Here is a 19,229-nt window from a genome sequence, read left to right on the forward strand (position 1 = left end):
ATCTATAACTTAAACTAATCACAAAAGCTAAAAAACCTGATACAAAACTAATAAGAGCGCTTAATCTACACCCAAAGTAAATACTATAAATATTTCATTTATTTTTAAATTTTTACACTCTTTTGTTCACAAATATGGCTTCATTGTTACTTATTTGCACCATTAAATCTTTTTTTAAATTTTGCTCTAAATTCCCTAAAGACTTATTTTGAAGTTCTTCAAAAATTTGTGGATTACTTGCTTTAAGTTTGGCTTGCTCATCAGCACTTAAAGCACTTAAACCTTTTTCTTGAGCTTTTTGAAGCAAATCTTCGTCTTCTTTTTCTTTGATATTATTTTCCTTATCATCTTTTTTATTGATTTTTTGCGGATCTATGGTTTTCATAGCATTAGCTCCACCACCTGATGCTTCTTTAATGTCGCTTAAAATTTCTCTCATGCTAGGTTCTTTAACATCACTATCATCAACTTTACCATCTTTATTTACATCTTTATCAATAAAAAAATTTAATTTTTCTTCTATATTTGCATCATCAGATATTTTTTCATCGCTTGTTTTAAAGCCTAAATTTTGCATACTTTGTTGAAGGGTACTTGTATTAAAATTTAATTTTACACTTTGTTGTTTATTATTTAAATTTGAATTTAAAGAACCAAAATTATCTTTTACACTTTCAAACCAATTTGAAACAAATTGATTTGCTTCGCCATTAAGCCTTATACTACCATCATTTCTAGCAACATAATTCGTATAAGAACCGAAATTTTTTTGTAAACTACTATAATTTTCATCGCTTAAATTTAAAGCTATAAGTTCACCTTGCTTATTTTCAAAAACAACCTTAACACCATCGCTATTTAAACTCGAAAGATCTTGCACGGGAATTTTATCTTTCTCTTCTTTTTTTAATACGCTAAGCTCTTTTTTATCAACATTATTAGTTAAAGAATGGGTTAAACTAGCAGAAGTATCGATTTTCATTATTTATCCTTTTTTACATTTTGCAAATAAACCTAAACGACACATTTTTCTCTCATGTGAATTTTTTAAAGAATTACACTTTTTAAGTTCTTGCTCGTAGTTAGCACAAGAATTTGCAAAAGCAAAAGAACTCAAAATGCTTAAAACCAAAATTATTTTTAACACTTGCTAGTCCTTAATTTAAAGATTTTTTAGTTAAAATTATATCTTTTATAATCGACAAAATCTTAAAAAACTTTATAATCTCAGAAAGGAATCAATGAAAGCATTAGCTCTTTTTAGCGGTGGGCTTGATAGTATGCTTGCAATGAAACTCATCACTGCACAAGGCATAGAAGTTAAAGCTCTAAATATCAACATAGGTTTTGGAAGCACAAGTGATAAAAGCGAAATCATGAAAAAGCGTGCGGCAATGGTAGGTGCAGATTTTGAAATGATAGATGTAAGAAATTCCTATCTTCAAGAAGTGCTTTTTAATCCACAATATGGCTATGGCAAACATTTTAATCCTTGTATAGATTGTCATGCTTTTATGTTTAAAACTGCTCTTGCTATGTTAAAAGAAGAAAATGCAAGTTTTATCATCACAGGAGAAGTTTTAGGACAACGCCCTATGAGTCAAAGAAGTGATGCGATGGCAAAGGTTAAAAAACTTGCTCTTGATGAAGAAGATTTAATCTTGCGTCCTATGTGCGCAAAAAATTTGCCTTTAACCAAGCCTGAAAGAGAAGGTTGGGTGGATAGAGAAAAGCTTGAAGGCATTAGCGGAAGAAGTCGTAAAAGACAACTTGAACTTGCAGCTAAATTTGGCTTAGAAGACTTTGAAAGCCCAGGTGGAGGTTGTTTGCTAACTCTTGATAGTTTTGCTAAAAAAATTCGAGATTTTATAGAATTTGACAAAGATATGCAAGTAAATGATGCGCAACTTTTAAAATATGGTCGTCATTTAAGACTACCTAATGGAGCTAAAATGATCATAGGTAGAAATGAACTTGAAAATACTCTTTTAAAAGGTTTAAAAACTCCTAAATATGAAGTAATAGAACTTGGAGATTTAATCGGAGCTTACTCTTTACTTAGTGCAAATGCAGATGAAAAAGATTTAGAACTCGCCTTAAAAATCGCTCTAACTTACACCAAGCATGAAGCAAACAAAAGCTATGAACTTCGATTTAAAGATAAAAGCTATAAAAGTATAGCTTTTGAGGATAAAAAAGAAATCAATCCATTTTTCATTTCTTAAACTTAAAAAAATACAGAAGCCCTGAGATAAATAGGAATCGTTTCGCTTGGCATATTCGAAGATTTATGCAGGGCTTTAGAAGCTGTTAAATTTAAAGAAAGATGATTTAAGTTGTATCTAAAACCAAAGGCGACACCGGCTAAAAAATCTTTATTGGATAAAAGATAATCCCTACCATAACCCATATCCAATCCAACAAAAGGCTTTAATGCTCTTAAATATTTAGGCGCATTTAGAAATTGCAAATAAATCGTATTGTTACTATATGCTCCATAATCAAGAGCAGCAGAGCTTTCTTTAAATCCCCTAACTGTGTATTCATCACCGATTAAAAATTTATCAGCATACAATAAGGGTTCATTAGAATAACTCGCACCCAAGCTGTTTTGATATAAAAATGCTAGGCCATCATTTGCATAAAAACTTTTTTGATAGCTTAAATTAAAATTGACTTTGTTAAATTCGATTTTATATAAAGAATCTTTAGAATCTTTTTTAGAACCCAAAAATGGAATTCCTTTTTCGTATTCTAAATTTAAAAACAAAAATCCACCAAATGCCAGAGTTGAATACTCAACCCCGCTAGCAATACTTGAATACCTACCACTTGAACTCTCTAAACGAAAATTATCAATCTCATTAACATCATCTTTAATGCCTAAATTAGCATAAATTGAAAATTTATCCTTGCTTGTGCAATGTAAAATCTTTTTTAACATGATTTTATGTCTTAAGCTTGTATCTGTATTTTTTATAAAAGAATTATCATATCCCTCAATCATATTTATATTATCACTATATTGCATAGAATAAGACAATTGATAACTCTGTATGGGCAAGGTATAATTTGCCACATAAACATTTTCTCGCTCTTGACTCATATCTTTTAACAATCCTTTGATAAAACCAAAGCGTATGGAGTCGTTAAGATTTAAAATATTACTTAAAGAAAGATAGGCACTAGCTTTATATTCTCCTTTAGCTTTATAGCCACTATTATCAAAGTCCAATATCAAATCAGGTGGCTTTGATTTAAGATTGATAAATATATCAGAATAACCATAATTTTCACTCGCTTTAACAGCGATTTTAACATCTCTTGCGCCATTGTTTAAATTTTCTATACCTGTATCTAAATCATAAATATTGAATTTATCACCCTTTTTCAAAGGCATACCAAAATCTAATCTTGTTGTATTATTATCCCCATTAAGATACACCTCTCCTACAAAACCATATTTTAAATCAAGAAAAAGTATATCGCGTTCTTGATCAAGCTCATCAATGGTTACACTAGAAGTTGAATAGCCCTTCGCAACGATAAAATTTGTAAGCTCTTTAATCATATTATAAATATCATTAACACTTAAAGGCTGATTAATGTATTTTTTAAAATATTATTTGCTTGCATGGTAAGCGTATCGTTTTTCTTAAATTGAATTTGTTTGAAAATATAAATTTTATCTTCAGAATCTTGATTTTCTAAATACACATCCTTTTCTTGCTGTTGCTTTTTTTCTAATTCATCAAATTTTTTTGTATATGTAATTGTTGTTGTCTTTTATCTAGTAAATTCAGCGTTTTTGCAGAGTCATCTGCTTGCAATAAGCAGATAAAACTCATAAGCAAAAAAATAATTTTTAAAAATTTCACCTATAACCTTGTAGTTTGTGTGCTTTCATTGATATAAGGTCCATCTGATTTAGAAGGTTGGTTTGATGGTTGATTAGAAGTAGAATCAGATCCAGTAACCTTGCTTATCCCATTTTTTATTTTAGAGATTGAAGAATTAAGATTTATAGTACCTCCTGCCCAAGAATGATCTTGTGTATCTGTGGTATTTTGAGTATCTGTACTTATACCATGATTTTTGTTATTGTTTATATTGATATTGGCTGCAGAATTTACACTGCCTGTCTTGTCAATATGATCATCTATATGAACCACTCCTCCAAAGCTTTGATTTGTCCCGCCACTTAATCTTATCGTAGCCACATCGCTTTTTTCATAGACACTTACTTCAGAATTTGTAACTTTTCCATCAACAAGTAAATTTCCTTTTTGATTATCAGAATTTAAAATTCCCCCTTGCAAATTTAAATTTCCATTAACATGGCCATTGATTTCATTTCCTGCACTGATACCACTTTGAGTTGTAACAGTTGTTTTATCTGTTTTAGCATATCCTATACCTAAAGTGCCTGAAACACTTCCTGTAACAAGATGATTGCTTGATAAGCCTCCAGTTCCTGATGCATTCAATAAAGCGCTATATTTTTGAGAATTAAGACTATCAGCTAAAGAATTTACTTCCAAATTTCCGACATTTAAAATAGCATCATTAGAAGCTTTAACATTGGCTCCATTGAGTGTAAAATCTTTACCTGTGTTGATATTGATATTATTAGCATTTAAATTCGCATTGGTAAATTGCGTTTCGTTTGATTTAGAATACGACGCACTTGCAAAACCTTCAATGCCTTCACCCACAGTTCCACCATCAACTGCATGATATCCTGCGGTTTGCTTGTTAGTTGCTGCAATTTCCAAAGAAGAGCTAGAAGAAGAATTTTTAGATTTTGCAGCATTTAAAATAACATTATCTTTTGCCTCGATATTAATGCTACTAGCCTTAGCTTCCACTCCATTTAAAACAATACTTCCTTTTGTGCTTTCTAAATTTAAATTATCGCCTGCATTGATTTTAGAAATATTCTCGCTAGAACTTTGGCTTTTATCTTGATTGAATTTAAAACCTAGAGTTTGATTAGAAGTGGTATTTATGAGATTGTTGCTAAATATATTAGCAGTATTGGCTAAAGCTTGAGAAGCTACTATTCCATAATTTACGCCTAAATTTTCATTCTTAGCAGCTGCATTTTGAGCCGATTGATTGATAGCAGAAGCGATAGGACTAGTAGCTTCAATTCTTTCTTTAATATACAAACCAAAGCCTGTACTGCTTTGTGTTTTAATATCTTCATATTTAGTACTAACAATCTCTCCTGCTCTTAAATTAATATCCTTATTAGCCTCAAAATTAGCTCCACCTATATCTAAAGCATTATTTGCATTGATATTAATATTTGAACCTTTGATAGTATTTGAAACATGGGAAAGCTCATCACTTATTTTTTCCGTTTTAGAAAATTCCAAACCAGCCTCTGCAGTTCCTAAAAGATCAGATCTTACCCCACCTTGTGTGATACTATTAGAACTATTTGTGGTATTAGCATTTGCTTTATCTTGCACAAAACTATAATTTACAGCAACCCCATTTCCGGTTAATTCCAAATTAGCATTAGCAAAAACCCCAATAGCAATCGAATCGCTTTCTGTATGGGTTTTATTTTACGCAGCTATAAAATCAACCTTATCAGCCTTAATATCAATCTCGCCTCCATTAAGCTCACTTCCTTTAATGCTTACATTTTTTTGAGCATTTAAATTTAAAATATCGGATTGAATTTGTGATGAAGACACCAAAGAAGCATCAGTATTTACAGAACTTTGCTTATATTCAGCAATAGAACTTGTTGAAGAATGAGAAGAACTTGAAATTTTATTTTCTCCATTTTCTATTGTAATATTTTCTCCATTTAAATTAGCAGATTTATCCGCTTGTAAAGTTGAGCCTGTGATTGCTATATTGCCGTTGGTATTAATATTAATATCATCTTTTGAATTTAAAGTACTGCTTATTGATTTTGAAGTTTCTAAATTAGCACTTTCATAACTGATCTCTACGGGTTTTAATACACACCATCGGTTTTAGTCTTGCTAAGTTCGTGTGCATCTTTAATATTAACATTGTTAGCATTGATATCTATTTTAGAATCAGCATTGATATTGCTAGCTATAATATTTACATCTTGATTGGAAACAATTCCTACATTTGCTCCTTTGATATTGGTGCTTAAAACCCCATCTATACTCGTTGTAGTATTGGATTTTTGACTATCTGTATTAATTTGCTCAAATGAAGATGATTTAGAATAATCGTTTTTGATATTTACATCACCCTTTTGAGATATAAGAACAATTTTAGAATCATTCGCACTAGTAGAAATATCACTATTTTTGATATTTAAATCATTTACCGAATCAATATTAACAACATTATTTGCTTTAATCTCTCCTTTTTTAATTGAATTATAAGAGCCTTTTTCATCTATACCTAAAACAGTGTCTATATTGACATTATTGGCACTTAAATTTATATTTTGCGCATTTAAATTAGAACTTTGCAAATTAATCTCGTTGCCAGCATTGATATTAATCTGACCCTCTGAAGCTATGTCGCCTAACAAAGAATTAAATGATTGCGTATTAATATCTACGCCTGTTTTTCCTGTAAGATTTGATTTTATTTCATTATTTCCAATTGTCTCTTTAGAAAGATACAACATAGGAGCCATGATATTTTTACCGTTTTGTTTGATTGTTACATATAAAATCATATCTTGATCAACAGCTTGATTTTTAGCCAAACCTTGACCCAAATTTAAGCCATTTTCATTGGCATATTTTGCTCCATTTTCAAGTAATTTTTTGATTTCTTCTTCGCTCAATTTAGTATTGGATTGTAGTGCGTTTGTATACATTGCGTTAATAAGCTGATTTTCAAAAAAGGATCTCCTATAACTATAAATTCGTTGAAGTTTTTATTTTTAAATTGATTTAAAATACTTAAAAATCCAAAATACTTGCTTTCATCTATGATAGAAGTATTTGTAGTGTATTCATAAGTAATATTATCATTTGTTTTATTTTCAAGAGTAAATAAGCCTGAATTGATAAGATCAGGTATAGAATTTAAAATTAAATCTTGACTATTTGTCGCTTTTTTTAAATCCGAATCAAGTAAGGCAAAATTTTTATCCAAAGAACTGACTAAATCTTGATTGTATTCCTTAGCATTAAGATCTAATTTACCCTTTGAAGCAATAACAGCCTCGGATTTTGCTTTAAAAACAATCTTTGCATCAAGATTCCACTCTTTTTGATCAGGAACAAATCTTTTTGAAGCATAATCACTACCAAATAATAAAGAAAAACATTGGTTTAAAGCTGAATTTTTAGCTGCTGCATCTTTAAGCGCATTCCACGCTGATTCTCTTTGATGATTTTTTGCTTGGGTGGTAGAAAAATATTTCAAAGCATCAAGCAAGCTTTCATGATCTACAAAATAATAAGTTGAATTTGTATTCCAAGAACCAAGATATTCTTTAGCAAAAAATCCATTAACTCTAATTTGCTCTAAAATTTCACCTACAGAAATTTCTTTACTTAAAGACTTATTGTCTATATTTCCAAAAGATACGATATTGCCTTGAGCAAGAATTTTTCCGCTGTTGTTGATTTGTCTAGCATTATCTTGTGATTGGGTATTGATATTTATATCTTTACCTGCTTGGATAGAAGCTTGCTTGCTGTCTAATAAATTATTATATTTTACAATACCCGTAACACCTACTTCCATATTCCATCGTTTAAAAGCAGTATCACCGTACCCTACTTGACCAAAACCTTGAGAATACTCGGTCGAAGTCTCAAGCATGCCTGTTAAATTTGCATTATTATTTAAAATATTTGCCTCGATATTGATACTTTATCTGCAAAAATTAAAGCATTATTATGAATCGTATGGGCGTTTAAATACAAATTATTTAAGCTATTAAAAGTGGAATTATTTGTAAGGGTTGTAGCTTGGGCTCTAAGATCACCATTTGAAAATAAATAAGCATCATTTACAAGATTTTCATCTGCATGAAGATTTAATTCTTTTCCACTAGCAACAAGGTTTTTAACATAAATATTTTTCGCATCAAGCTCTATTGAAGAAGTATTTTCGAGTTTTGAATTGATATTTAAATCATTCAAGCTTTTTATATGAAGCAAATTTTGTGCGTATAAATTTCCATGATTTAAAGTTAAATCTTTATTAGCTTGTATTTGAATATCATTTTGGCTTAAAATTTTGCCATTATTAATAAAAGCATCATCATTAAGCATTAAGCTTATATCTTTATTTGCTGAAATTTCTCCTTGATTGTCAAAAGAATTTGTACCCACTTTAATATCATTTAAAGCATTGATAAATCCAAAATTGCTAGTTTTATCTAGGGTATTTAAAGTTAAACTGTCTGCAAAAATACTTGAATTTTCTTGATTTATCTTAAAAATATCTTTTGTTTCTTGGCTCAAATTTGTTTGCTTTGCATTTTCAAAATTATTGGCATTGATTTGAATTTGCTTGCCTTTATAAAGTCCTTCATTTGTAACTTTTCCACTTGCTTTTAAATCAATTGTATCTGCATTGATTAAAGAGGTTTTAATATCTTTAGCGTCTATCTTAACACTTCCATTTGTATTTACACCTATAGCTTGAAATTCAGCCTTATCTTTTACTTTTACTATAACATCTTCAATTCCGCGTATTACTCCACTATGTCTTACACCAACACCCTCTTCTGTGCTAATAAGAGTAACTGTATTTGCATACATAGATCCTAAATATTTCCCATCAATACCATAATCAATTTTTTCATCTTTTTGTTTTGAAGCAATAATTTTTGGAGCATTTGGAGTACTTAAATCGACCTTATTAAGCCCAGCTATAAAATTAATATCGGATAAATTTTTACCACTTTGATAGTGGGCAATACTACCTGCAAGGTCAATCCCACGGCTGATTACATTAAAATAATCCCCATCAACCATTACCCCTTTTCTCCAATGGCTACCCTACCATTGCTTGTTACTTCTGTAAAATCTCCATTAAATTTGCCTGTGCTAAGTGTAACTCCTTTAGTATTTAAAAAAGCCGCTCCATTTACACTAAAACCATTTTCATTAGCAAAAATTAAATTAGCACTTTTTCCAAATACCTCAACAGCGCCATTGATATTAGAAGCTTGCTTACTTGAAATTTCATTTATAATAGTATTGGCATTTTGTTTTGAATTTGGATTTTTCCCTACCCATCCTCCAATTTGAGAATTTCCATCTTTTAAACTATTATTAAAAATTACTCCATCTTGGACACTGAATTCATCAAATTGATTGTGTGATACTCCATTTTGATTTGGGTTTTTGATATTAATTACATCAGTTTTATTGCTTGATTGCGTAAGATCTGTTGTTCTTGAAACAATAACATTACCATTTCTTTGACGCAAGTCTGCTGAGAACAATACGCAAGGAAATAAAGCACCAAGGAGTGTTAAATTCAACGATAAACGAACAATTTTCTTTTTACTAAATTCCATCAATCCCTCCTTGTAATATCTTTAACCATTTTAATATTAAAATAGTAATTTTTATCAATATTTTTAATTAATACTAAAAAAATCCTAAATAAAAATTCCTTTTTTATACACTTAAAATAAAAATAATATTAATTTATTTTTTTAAACTTATCAAAATGTATAAAAAATATAAAGATTAAGTGTTAAAAAATTTATAAAAGAGACGATATGAAGTTAAATCTTTTCAAAATATTGCAAATTAAAGCCCAAAAATGGGCTTTATCATTTTTTTATCCCATAAGCATTTTTTAAATTGTTTAAATTAGCACTTGCATGAAGCAATAAACAATCAGCCAAAACCAAACGCACCATAGCACTCACTACTACACTACCTCTAACACCTACACAAGGATCATGTCTGCCTTTGAGTTCAAATTCTAAATCATTTCCAAATTTATCCATACTGCTTTGCTTTAAAAAAATAGAAGGAGTAGGTTTAAAATAAGTCTTTAAAATAAGATCTTGTCCATTTGAAATACCTCCTAAAATCCCTCCGCTGTGATTACTTAAAAACTCACCCCCTTTTAAAGCATCATTATTTTGCGAGCCTCGCATTTTACTCGCATTAATCCCCTCGCCTATCTCAACAGCTTTTACAGCATTAATCCCCATTAAGGCATGAGCTAATTTAGAATCTAATTTATCATAAAGCACTTCTCCAAGTCCTACAAGCATTCCCTTAGCTCTAGTATAAACAGAAGCACCCACACTATCTTTTGAGTTTCTAGCGCTTAAAATTTCTTTTTTAAATTCATCTTCTAAATTAGGATCTAAGCAAAAAATCTCACTTTGTTTTGCAAATTCAAAATCCAATTCTTCCTCTTTTAAATTTGAAATAAAATTTCCTACTCCAAAAACCCCACTTCGAACACAAATACCAAATTCACGCAAAAGCATAGCTGCAACAGCACCCGCAGCCACTCTAGCAACACTTTCTCTAGCACTAGCTCTTCCGCCTCCTCTATGATCTCTTATGCCGTATTTATGAAAATAAGTAAAATCAGCATGGGCAGGACGAAATAAATCTTTTAAATTATCATAATCCTTAGAATGTGTGTTTTCGTTAAACACAACCATAGCAATAGGATGACCCGTGGTATAACCTTCAAATACCCCGCTTAAAACCTGCGCCCTATCGCCTTCTTTTCTTGGAGTTGCAAATTTGCTCCCACCCTTGCGTTTATCAAGTTCGCTTTGTAAAAACTCTTCATCAAATTTAACCCCTGCAGGCATTCCATCAATCACGCAACCCACTGCCACTCCGTGGGATTCTCCAAAACTTGTAAATTTTAATCTTGTACCAAAAGTATTCACTATAAAGCTCCTAATTTTTCAAGTGTAATTTTTGCTGCCATTTGCTGTGCTTCTTTTTTATTTCCCGCAATGGCTCTTGCAAGCTCTTGTCCATTAAGGAATAAAGCGATTTCAAATTGTTTTAAATGATCAGGTCCAAAAGCACGCACGGTTTCGTATTGTGGGGTTTGTCCTAATTTTGCTTGTGTAATTTCTTGCAGTTTTGTTTTATAATCTTTAATGAGATTTTTTGCATCAATTTGTGGGAAGTTTTTTTCTATAAGCTTTAAAGCGATATTTCTTGCAAAATCAAATCCCGCTTCTAAATGTATAGCCCCCATAATCGCTTCTAAGGCATCAGAAAGTATAGAAGGCTTTTCTTTACCTCCATTGTTTTCTTCAGCCGCGCTCATAAAAATAAAATCGCCCAAATTTAAACTATTTGCGATCTTTGCAAAAGATTTTTCATTGACCAAAGCCGCTCTTAATTTTGACAAATCCCCCTCAGCGTCTTTAGCAAATTTATGAAAAAGATATTCACCCACAACTAAATCAAGCACCGCATCGCCTAAGAATTCCAAACGCTCATTATTGTAAGGTTTTTTAAAACTTTTATGAGTTAGAGCATGGATTAAAAGATCTTTATCTTTGAACTTATAGGCTAATTTTTGTTCTAATAATTCAATATTTTTCATCATTTTCCCTTGCAATTTTTAAAGCAGCTTCGCGTGCTAAAGTATCACACCTTTCATTTTCTAAATGCCCATTATGTGCTTTTATCCAATAAGCTTTTATCTTATGGGGTTTTGCCACATCGATATATTCTTTCCATAAATCTACATTTTTTTTACCCTTGAAATCTTTTTTTATCCAAGCTTCTAGCCATTCATTAATACTTTGAACCATCAAATTAGAGTCTGTAAAAAGTGAAATTTCACAAGGTTCTTTTAAGGCTTTTAAAGCTTCGATAATCGCTTTTAATTCCATTCTATTGTTTGTAGTATTAGCTTCTGCTCCAAAACCTTCTTTTTGATGTTGATTATAGCGTAAGATATAAGCCCATCCTCCAAAACCTGGATTTTTAAGGCAAGAGCCATCAGTATAAATTTCAATATGTCTCATTATTTTTCACTTCATAAATAATTTGACAAGTATTAAATTCATAACAAACAGGGCAATGATAAAAAAACAAAGGCATTACGCTTTTGCATTCTGTGCAACGATATGAAAATTCAAGCCTTGCTTTAAAGGAATTTTCTTTTAAAATTTTTAGCATTTTAAAATTAGAATTTTTAAAATTTACATCTTTAGACTCTTCATCCTCTATCAAACCCAAGGCATAAAAAAATTCAAAATATTCTTTATTTTGTAGATTAAAAGCTTTATTTTCTTTATAAAGCAAATCACAAATACTTGAAAAATCTTGATTTAAAAAAATATGATATTTTTCAAAAACAAAGCGTCCTAGCATAGGATTATTGTCTATTTGTAGTTTTAAAATATGCTCTTTTTTTTCTTCATCACTTAAACTAGAAGCAAGAAAATCCAAAGCTTTTAAAAATTCTTTTTCTTCTTTTACATTTTCTCCAAGCTCAAACAAACAACCCAAAAGCTCTAAATTTTCCTTATATTTTCTTAATTTAAGATAAACAATTTTTAAAAGCTTTAGGGTTTGTATATTTCTGGGTCGAATTTTTAAAGCTTGCAATAAAACTTCCTTTGCGCGCTCTAAAAACCCTGCTTTAAAATATACTTTTGCCAATGCAAAAAAGATAAATTCACGCTCTTGCTTATCCTTACTTTTTTCAAGGGCGATAAGATAAATTTGCGTGGCTTTTTCAAATTCACCACTTTTGGTAAAAATTTCGGCCAAAAAACTCAAATTTCCAAAACTCAAACCCTCATTTCTTAACAAATCTTTGTGGATATTATCCATCTCAAATTTCTTAATAAATTTTTCAAGCTTTTGTTCTTCATCTTTGCTCGCAAATACTTTCCAAATATAATTTGCCACAGCTACAACGAAGATTAAAACAGTTAAAATTATAAGTCCCACTAAGGGATCTCTGTATTCTACGAAGAAAAAATCCATCATCCTGCTCTAAAAATTTTATGCCAAATTATAGCTAAATCTTTGTATAATTTTATTTAAGGTTTTAAAATGATAACTAAAGAAAGTATAGAAAATTTATCCCAAAGACTTAATATTGTTGATATTATTGAAAATTATATAGAAGTAAAAAAACAAGGTTCAAGCTTTGTTTGCGTGTGTCCTTTTCACGCGGATAAAAATCCTTCTATGCATATAAATCCCGCAAAAGGATTTTATCATTGTTTTGCGTGTAAAGCAGGCGGAGATGCTTTTAAATTTGTAATGGATTACGAAAAATTAAGCTTTACTGATGCGGTTGAAAAAATTGCAAATCTTTGTAATTTTACTCTAAGTTACACCAAAGAAAAAAATGAAAATAAAAAAGAATTAAGAACTATACTGCCTAGCTTAAATGCTTATTTTAAATCCAATCTCAAACACCATAAAGAAGCTTTGGATTATCTGTATAAAAGAACGCTAAATGATCAAGATATAGCCAAATTTGAATTAGGTTTTGCAGGCTCAAGCGAAGACAGCATAAGATTGTTTCATAACGAAAAAATCCTTTTAGAAGATGCTATGAGTGTGGGTGCTTTAAAAAAGGATAAAAATAATGAATTTTATGCAAGTTTTATATGGCGTATCACTTTTCCAATTTATGATCATAAAGACTTATTGGTAGGTTTTGGGGGACGCACTTTAAATCCTAATGTTGCAGCAAAATATGTGAATTCTCCTCAAAATATATTATTTGATAAAAGTAGAATTTTTTATGCTTTTAATATAGCTAAAGAAAATATAGCCAAAAAAAAAGAAATGATAGTATGTGAAGGCTATATGGATGCTATAGCTTTTCATAAAGCAGGTTTTAACAATGCTGTAGCAGTGCTTGGAACAGCATTAACTGAAAATCATCTGCCTTTAATCCGCCGTTATGAAGCTAAAGTGATTTTATGTTTTGATAATGATGAAGCGGGATTAAATGCGGCCACTCGTTCAGCCTTTTTACTTAGTACTCATAAAATAGATGGTAAAGTAGCCCTTTTAGAAGGCGGAAAAGATCCTGCCGAACTTGTTGCTAATCATCAAAATGCGAAACTTCACACCCTACTTGAAAAAGGGATGGATTTAGGGGAGTTTTACATTAGACGCATACTTTCAAGCTTTTCTTTAAATTCCGCCCTAGATAAACAAAAAGCTCTTGAAAATATACAAAAATACACCTTTAGCCTTGAACCCTTAGTAGCTAGTTCTTATGTAGGTTTGGTTTCAAAACTTTTAGGAGTAGATGAAAAACTCATCGTTCTTACTTCAAATCGAAAACCAAGTAAAACTATCAATTTTAACACCTCTTTCCAACAAACGCAAAATCATAATCCTAAATCCCACATCACCGAGCTTGAACTCTTAAATTATTTAAAAAACAATCCTAACATGCACGAGCTTTTTATAAAAATTAGCGATATTAGATGTTTTAAACATAAAGTATTATTAGAAAAAATTTTAGAACACAAAAGCTATGAAGATAGTGATATAAGAGAATTTGAGAGTAAAAATTTTAGTAAAGATTTAAGTCAAATTGAGTTTTTATGGGGAATTTGTAAGGTTAATTTAGCCTTTTTAAATCATATTAATATCACAAATTCTTATCTTGCTTTAAAAAAACAAATTTTTACCCTTATAGAAAAAAATTTTGTCCTTCTTAGTAAAAATTTAAACGATCATGAACTTGTAGAATTTTTAAAAGAGAATTTGTTTTTACTGAAAAATGAAAAAGATGAAGAGAAACTAGAAGCTTTATTTAAAAATTTGCATAGATTTTTTTCTGCTAAAAATTTGGATATTAAAATTTTAAAAAATAATTCTGAAAATGATTACAATGAAGAACCCTTTTAAGCTTCATTTAGAAAAATAACGAAAAAACTATCCGATTTACCTTTTTTTAAACACAATCACGCTAAAGTATAGAAAAATTTATTAAGGATATATTATGATGCCTTTTAGCGATGAAGAGCTTATAAATCCTGTAAAAGCAAGTTTAGATAAAAGTATGCCTATGTTAGAACGCGATGGAGGCGGTCTTGAATTTTTAGGGATTAAAAATGGTGTGGTTTATGTTCATTTAATTGGGGCTTGCAAAGGATGCGCTTCAAGTGGAACGACATTAAAATACGGACTTGAAAGACAACTTAAAATCGATATACATCCAGAAATTACTATAGTTAATCTAAACGGTGGAGCTGAAGATTTTGCAAAATTATAAAAAACTTGGAATCGAGCATTTTTTACGCAAAGACTTTAAAACAGCAAAAATATATTTTTCTTTAGCTTATGAAAAACGCAAAAACAAACGCTTGTTTCATTTTATCACTCTTTGTGATCTAGCTTTAAAATCTCCAAAAGAAGCGTTATTACTTTTTGAATTTTATTTAGAACATTATCAAATTAAAAATATCGATAAAGATTTAGAAGAAATTTTAAGCACTATAGAGCTTAAAAATGAAAAAAATACCGATGAAACAGAAAATGAAATTCAAGAAGCTCATACTTTAAACTACAAAGATTTTCTAAAAAGTGAAGAGCAAATCGGCTTTAAAAAGAGTTTTGAAAATATTATACATAGCACAAAATTAGTCATTGATAACCGTGATGATTTTTTAGATTTTTTAGAAAAATTACTTGATAATGGCTATAAAGATATGACTTTAAACTATATAGAAAGCGTTATGCCGCACTTTTGGGCAAACGAACGCTTTATAAAACTCCAAGAAAAACTTATAGGATTTAAAAGTGAAATTAAAGCTTGATCAGTCTTTTATTACCGACAATACCTTAGAATGCGAAAAAGATTGCTATTTTTTAAAAACTGCACAAAATATGAATTTTGCTAGTGATGCCTTAGAAAAAGGTGCAAAAATCATTGATGTAGAAGAATGCAAAAAACTTTTAAAAATCGATGAAAATATCAAAATCATAGGAATTACAGGAACCAATGGCAAAACCACCACCGCAGCGGCTATTTATTCGATTTTACTTGACTTAGGTTTTAAATGTGGACTTTGTGGCACTCGTGGAGCTTTTATCAACGATGAGCAAATTGATGAAAAGTCTTTAACCACTTCGCCTATTTTAAAAACTTTAGAATACTTACAACTTGCCACACAAAAAAAATGTGATTTTTTTATTATGGAAGTTAGCTCGCATGCTTTGGTGCAAAATCGCATCGAAGGCTTGAAATTTGCAGCCAAAATTTTTACTAACATTACTCAAGATCATTTGGATTTTCATGGCAATTTTGAAAACTATAAAGCAGCAAAAGAGCTCTTTTTTACCGATGAGAGTTTAAAATTTATCAACAAAGATACTTTAATGATTAAATTTAATGTGCGCAATACTTTTACTTATGGCATAGAAAATCCTTCTTTGTATCAAGTTAAAGCTTATTCTTTAGAAGATGGTATCAGTGCTATTGTAGCATTAAAAGATCAAAGTTTTCATATTGACTCGCCCCTACTAGGACTTTTCAATCTTTATAATCTTCTAGCCGCTAGTGCTTGTGTTAATGAACTTGTAAAGCCGAATTTAAAAGACTTAGAAAAAGCTATCAGTGGCTTTGGCGGGGTTTGTGGTAGGGTTGAGCAAGTGGCTAATGGCGTAATCGTGGATTTTGCTCACACTCCTGATGGCATTGAAAAAGTACTTGATACACTCAAAAATAAAAAACTCATAGTAGTTTTTGGAGCAGGTGGAGATAGAGATAAAACCAAACGACCTTTAATGGGAAAAATCGTTGAGCATTTTGCAAAAATAGCCATTATCACAAGTGATAACCCGCGTAGCGAAGAACCTAAAGATATCATGAATGAAATTCTATCAGGCTTTCAAAACCCTGATAAAGCTTTGATGATAGAAGATAGAAAAGAAGCTATAAATAAAGCTTTAAAACTTAAAGAAAAAGACGATTTAGTAGTTATTTTAGGCAAGGGTGATGAAAATACCCAAGAAATCAAAGGGATAAAACACCCCTTTAGCGACAAAGCGGTTGTGAATGAAATTTTAAAAAATCAAGGATAATAAATGTTTGAAAATATGGATTTTTCTAAGATGGGAGAACTTTTAAATCAAGTTCAAGAAAAAGCAAAAAATATAGAATTAGAGTTAGCCAATCGAGAATTTAGTGCTAAAAGTGGGGCAGGACTTGTGAAAGTCAGTGCTAATGGCAAGGGCGAGATTATCGATGTTAGCATTGATGGTTCTTTACTTGAAGATAAAGAATCTTTACAAATTTTACTCATTTCTGCTATAAATGATGTTTTAGCTATGGTAGCACAAAATCGATCAAGCTTGGCCAGTGATGTTTTAGGAGGATTTGGGAAATTATGAAATTTTTGTTTTTTTTAGTAACCTTTTTAATATCCCTAAGTGCAATCGAGCGTCCTAAATTTGAAGATTTTGCTGCAGGCTACGAAAGAAATAAAGCCAGTATGCTTAATTATGAAGGAATGCCTGCTTTTGCCTTGAGTGAAAATTTACTTGCGGTTTTAAAACAACCTAATGTCAAACTCAATAAATATGTAAAATATGATCCATTTTTAAATCTTTATCTTGTAAGAACTGATTTTAGCTTAATCCCTACACCTATGGGAGATGAAGAAAAACTTACACGCAATGATTGGATAGGAATTTGGGATCCTAATAGAGCTTATATAGGTCACATTAAATATCTTGCGCAAAATATTGATGAAAAAGATCAGCTTGATTTTTCTACCAAAGTGGGGCTTTTAGGCACTCCTTGCTGCGAAATGATGGGAATTGCTCTTAATAATAGCTCCTTTATAGGAAATCGTTACTTAAAGCATTTTATGAAATATAACGATGTATATTGGGGCGATATAGGGGTTGATTTTGCGGTGCGTGAAAATAAAATTTATGTGAATAATGTTCGAAAAAGTGGGCAATTTCTAATCAACGATGAAATCATAAGCGTAGATGGAACACTAGTTAAAGATATAAGAAAGCTAAATGAAAAAATTCTCTTTGCAGATCGTGGAAGCACACTTTATTTTCAAGTATTGCGAGATAATGTGGATTTAAATATTTCTACTGAAGTTTTTGCCAAAGATTTAAGCAAATTTAATCTCCCAAGCAATAAACCAAAACCAAAACCAACCAATTTTAGAAGCAATATAGGTCTAAGTGTAAATTCAAGTCTTATAGTTACAAAAGTAGACGCAGGCTCTAAAGCTGCTTTAGCAGGATTTATGGTAGGGGATAAAATTTTGCGCGCAAACAATGTGACACTAAAAGATTTTAAAGAACTTCAAACCCTACTTGGTACAGGAAATGATTTTAATATTTTAATCGAACGCAAAAGTGATAAACTTCCTTTATTGGGATTAAACAATGATTTAGGAGGAGTTCATTCAGGTGGAGATGGAAAATTTCAATTTTTCATAAGGCTTGTAAAGTGAAAGAACTCTTTATCAAACATTTAGAAAATCATCTACCAAAAGTTCAAAGCTTCCATCCTTTTTTTAATGAAGCTTTGGCAAAGATGCTAAAAGCAGGTGGAAAACACTTTCGTGCTCAATTACTCTTAGGAGTTGTTCAAAATAAAGCACCTCATCTTATCCCCAATGCCCTAAACGCGGCTTTGGCCTTAGAATTTATCCATACTTACTCGCTCATACACGATGATTTACCTGCTATGGATAATGCAGATTTAAGACGCGGAACGCCTACTTTGCATAAAAGCTATGATGAAACTACAGCTATTTTAGTAGGCGATGCTTTAAATACCGAAGCTTTTTTACTTCTATCTAATTTAAATTTAAAAGAAAGCATTAAAATTAATCTGATTAGAACTCTAGCTTTTAATGCAGGAATCAATGGTATGATTTTGGGTCAGGCTATTGATTGTTATTTTGAAGATAAAAAATTAAATTTAGAAGAACTTGAGTTTTTACACACACATAAAACCGCAAAACTTATAGCAGCGGCTTTAAAAATGGGCTGCGAAATTTGCGAACTCGATGAAAAAGAAAGCGAAAAAATTTATCAAATAGGTCTAAAACTTGGACTTATTTTTCAAATCAATGATGATATCATCGATGAAACAATGAGCGAAGAAGAAAGTGGAAAGCCAAGCAAACATGATGAGCATAAAAATTCTTTTGTGAATTTATTAGGACTTGAAAAGGCTATTCAAAGTAAGGAAAATTTGATTAATGAGTGTAAAAATGATCTTGGTGATCTTGATGCTAATTTAGCACACATGATTAAAAGTTTAATGATTAAATATTTATAAAG

General features: G+C 30.6%; 18 protein-coding genes and 2 pseudogenes. 8 read left to right on the top strand and 12 right to left on the bottom strand.

What is annotated here, in order from left to right:
- Nucleotides 1-112: 112 nt before the first annotated feature.
- Nucleotides 113-982, bottom strand: coding sequence for a hypothetical protein (locus KAR67_RS04955; RefSeq protein ID WP_002778909.1), 870 nt, complete (start codon nt 980-982; stop codon nt 113-115).
- 3 nt (nt 983-985) lie between these two features.
- Nucleotides 986-1,147, bottom strand: coding sequence for a hypothetical protein (locus KAR67_RS04960; RefSeq protein WP_002778908.1), 162 nt, complete (start codon nt 1,145-1,147; stop codon nt 986-988).
- A 94-nt stretch (nt 1,148-1,241) separates the two neighbouring features.
- On the opposite strand from KAR67_RS04960, the gene KAR67_RS04965 reads away from it, so the two are divergent.
- Nucleotides 1,242-2,225, top strand: coding sequence for a 7-cyano-7-deazaguanine synthase (locus KAR67_RS04965; protein ID WP_002783028.1), 984 nt, complete (start codon nt 1,242-1,244; stop codon nt 2,223-2,225).
- A 2-nt stretch (nt 2,226-2,227) separates the two neighbouring features.
- Here the strand turns inward: KAR67_RS04965 and KAR67_RS04970 are convergent, their stop codons facing one another.
- The 10 genes and pseudogenes from KAR67_RS04970 to KAR67_RS05015 form a co-directional block, all read right to left on the bottom strand.
- The gene (locus KAR67_RS04970) at nt 2,228-3,571 is read right to left on the bottom strand and encodes a ShlB/FhaC/HecB family hemolysin secretion/activation protein (protein ID WP_002787613.1); all 1,344 of its coding nucleotides are present in this window, start codon (nt 3,569-3,571) and stop codon (nt 2,228-2,230) included.
- 20 nt (nt 3,572-3,591) lie between these two features.
- Nucleotides 3,592-3,878 (bottom strand): annotated as a pseudogene (locus KAR67_RS04975) (hypothetical protein).
- A pseudogene (locus KAR67_RS09895) lies at nt 3,879-6,829 on the bottom strand (hemagglutinin repeat-containing protein).
- Nucleotides 6,793-7,785, bottom strand: coding sequence for a hemolysin activation protein (locus KAR67_RS04985; protein ID WP_192801064.1), 993 nt, complete (start codon nt 7,783-7,785; stop codon nt 6,793-6,795). The pseudogene KAR67_RS09895 and the gene KAR67_RS04985 overlap by 37 nt, the downstream one beginning before the upstream one ends.
- A 23-nt stretch (nt 7,786-7,808) precedes the next feature.
- The gene (locus tag KAR67_RS04990; RefSeq protein ID WP_002778877.1) at nt 7,809-8,948 is read right to left on the bottom strand and encodes a hemagglutinin; all 1,140 of its coding nucleotides are present in this window, start codon (nt 8,946-8,948) and stop codon (nt 7,809-7,811) included.
- The gene (locus KAR67_RS04995) at nt 8,948-9,496 is read right to left on the bottom strand and encodes a filamentous hemagglutinin N-terminal domain-containing protein (RefSeq protein WP_057037093.1); all 549 of its coding nucleotides are present in this window, start codon (nt 9,494-9,496) and stop codon (nt 8,948-8,950) included. Before KAR67_RS04995 ends, KAR67_RS04990 begins: the two co-directional genes overlap by 1 nt.
- Nucleotides 9,497-9,757: 261 nt before the next feature.
- Entirely contained in the window at nt 9,758-10,849 is a 1,092-nt protein-coding gene (aroC, locus tag KAR67_RS05000) for a chorismate synthase (protein ID WP_002778875.1), read from the bottom strand.
- The gene (rnc, locus tag KAR67_RS05005; RefSeq protein ID WP_002778874.1) at nt 10,849-11,523 is read right to left on the bottom strand and encodes a ribonuclease III; all 675 of its coding nucleotides are present in this window, start codon (nt 11,521-11,523) and stop codon (nt 10,849-10,851) included. The genes aroC and rnc overlap by 1 nt, the downstream gene beginning before the upstream one ends.
- Nucleotides 11,510-11,950, bottom strand: a complete 441-nt coding sequence (gene rnhA / locus KAR67_RS05010) for a ribonuclease HI (RefSeq protein WP_002778873.1) — start codon at nt 11,948-11,950, stop codon at nt 11,510-11,512. Before rnhA ends, rnc begins: the two co-directional genes overlap by 14 nt.
- On the bottom strand, nt 11,937-12,920 hold the full coding sequence (locus tag KAR67_RS05015) for a CDC27 family protein (protein WP_002781957.1): 984 nt from the start codon (nt 12,918-12,920) through the stop codon (nt 11,937-11,939). The genes rnhA and KAR67_RS05015 overlap by 14 nt, the downstream gene beginning before the upstream one ends.
- 69 nt (nt 12,921-12,989) lie before the next feature.
- Between KAR67_RS05015 and dnaG the strand changes: the two genes are divergently transcribed.
- The 7 genes from dnaG to KAR67_RS05050 all read left to right on the top strand — a co-directional run bounded on the left by dnaG (nt 12,990) and on the right by KAR67_RS05050 (nt 19,227).
- The gene (gene dnaG / locus KAR67_RS05020) at nt 12,990-14,816 is read left to right on the top strand and encodes a DNA primase (protein ID WP_162284583.1); all 1,827 of its coding nucleotides are present in this window, start codon (nt 12,990-12,992) and stop codon (nt 14,814-14,816) included.
- A 94-nt stretch (nt 14,817-14,910) separates the two neighbouring features.
- The gene (locus KAR67_RS05025; protein WP_002778869.1) at nt 14,911-15,183 is read left to right on the top strand and encodes a NifU family protein; all 273 of its coding nucleotides are present in this window, start codon (nt 14,911-14,913) and stop codon (nt 15,181-15,183) included.
- Entirely contained in the window at nt 15,170-15,727 is a 558-nt protein-coding gene (locus KAR67_RS05030; RefSeq protein ID WP_002781959.1) for a hypothetical protein, read from the top strand. Before KAR67_RS05025 ends, KAR67_RS05030 begins: the two co-directional genes overlap by 14 nt.
- Nucleotides 15,711-16,994: a UDP-N-acetylmuramoyl-L-alanyl-D-glutamate--2,6-diaminopimelate ligase gene (locus KAR67_RS05035; RefSeq protein WP_052779288.1), complete on the top strand. Its 1,284-nt coding sequence runs from the start codon at nt 15,711-15,713 to the stop codon at nt 16,992-16,994. The genes KAR67_RS05030 and KAR67_RS05035 overlap by 17 nt, the downstream gene beginning before the upstream one ends.
- Before the next feature lie 3 nt (nt 16,995-16,997).
- Entirely contained in the window at nt 16,998-17,303 is a 306-nt protein-coding gene (locus KAR67_RS05040) for a YbaB/EbfC family nucleoid-associated protein (protein ID WP_002778864.1), read from the top strand.
- Nucleotides 17,300-18,391, top strand: coding sequence for a PDZ domain-containing protein (locus KAR67_RS05045; RefSeq protein ID WP_002778863.1), 1,092 nt, complete (start codon nt 17,300-17,302; stop codon nt 18,389-18,391). Before KAR67_RS05040 ends, KAR67_RS05045 begins: the two co-directional genes overlap by 4 nt.
- On the top strand, nt 18,388-19,227 hold the full coding sequence (locus KAR67_RS05050) for a polyprenyl synthetase family protein (protein ID WP_002778862.1): 840 nt from the start codon (nt 18,388-18,390) through the stop codon (nt 19,225-19,227). Before KAR67_RS05045 ends, KAR67_RS05050 begins: the two co-directional genes overlap by 4 nt.
- The last annotated feature ends 2 nt before the right edge of the window (nt 19,228-19,229 follow it).

The organism is Campylobacter sp. JH32 (assembly GCF_017846535.1).
Lineage (GTDB): Bacteria > Campylobacterota > Campylobacteria > Campylobacterales > Campylobacteraceae > Campylobacter_D > Campylobacter_D coli.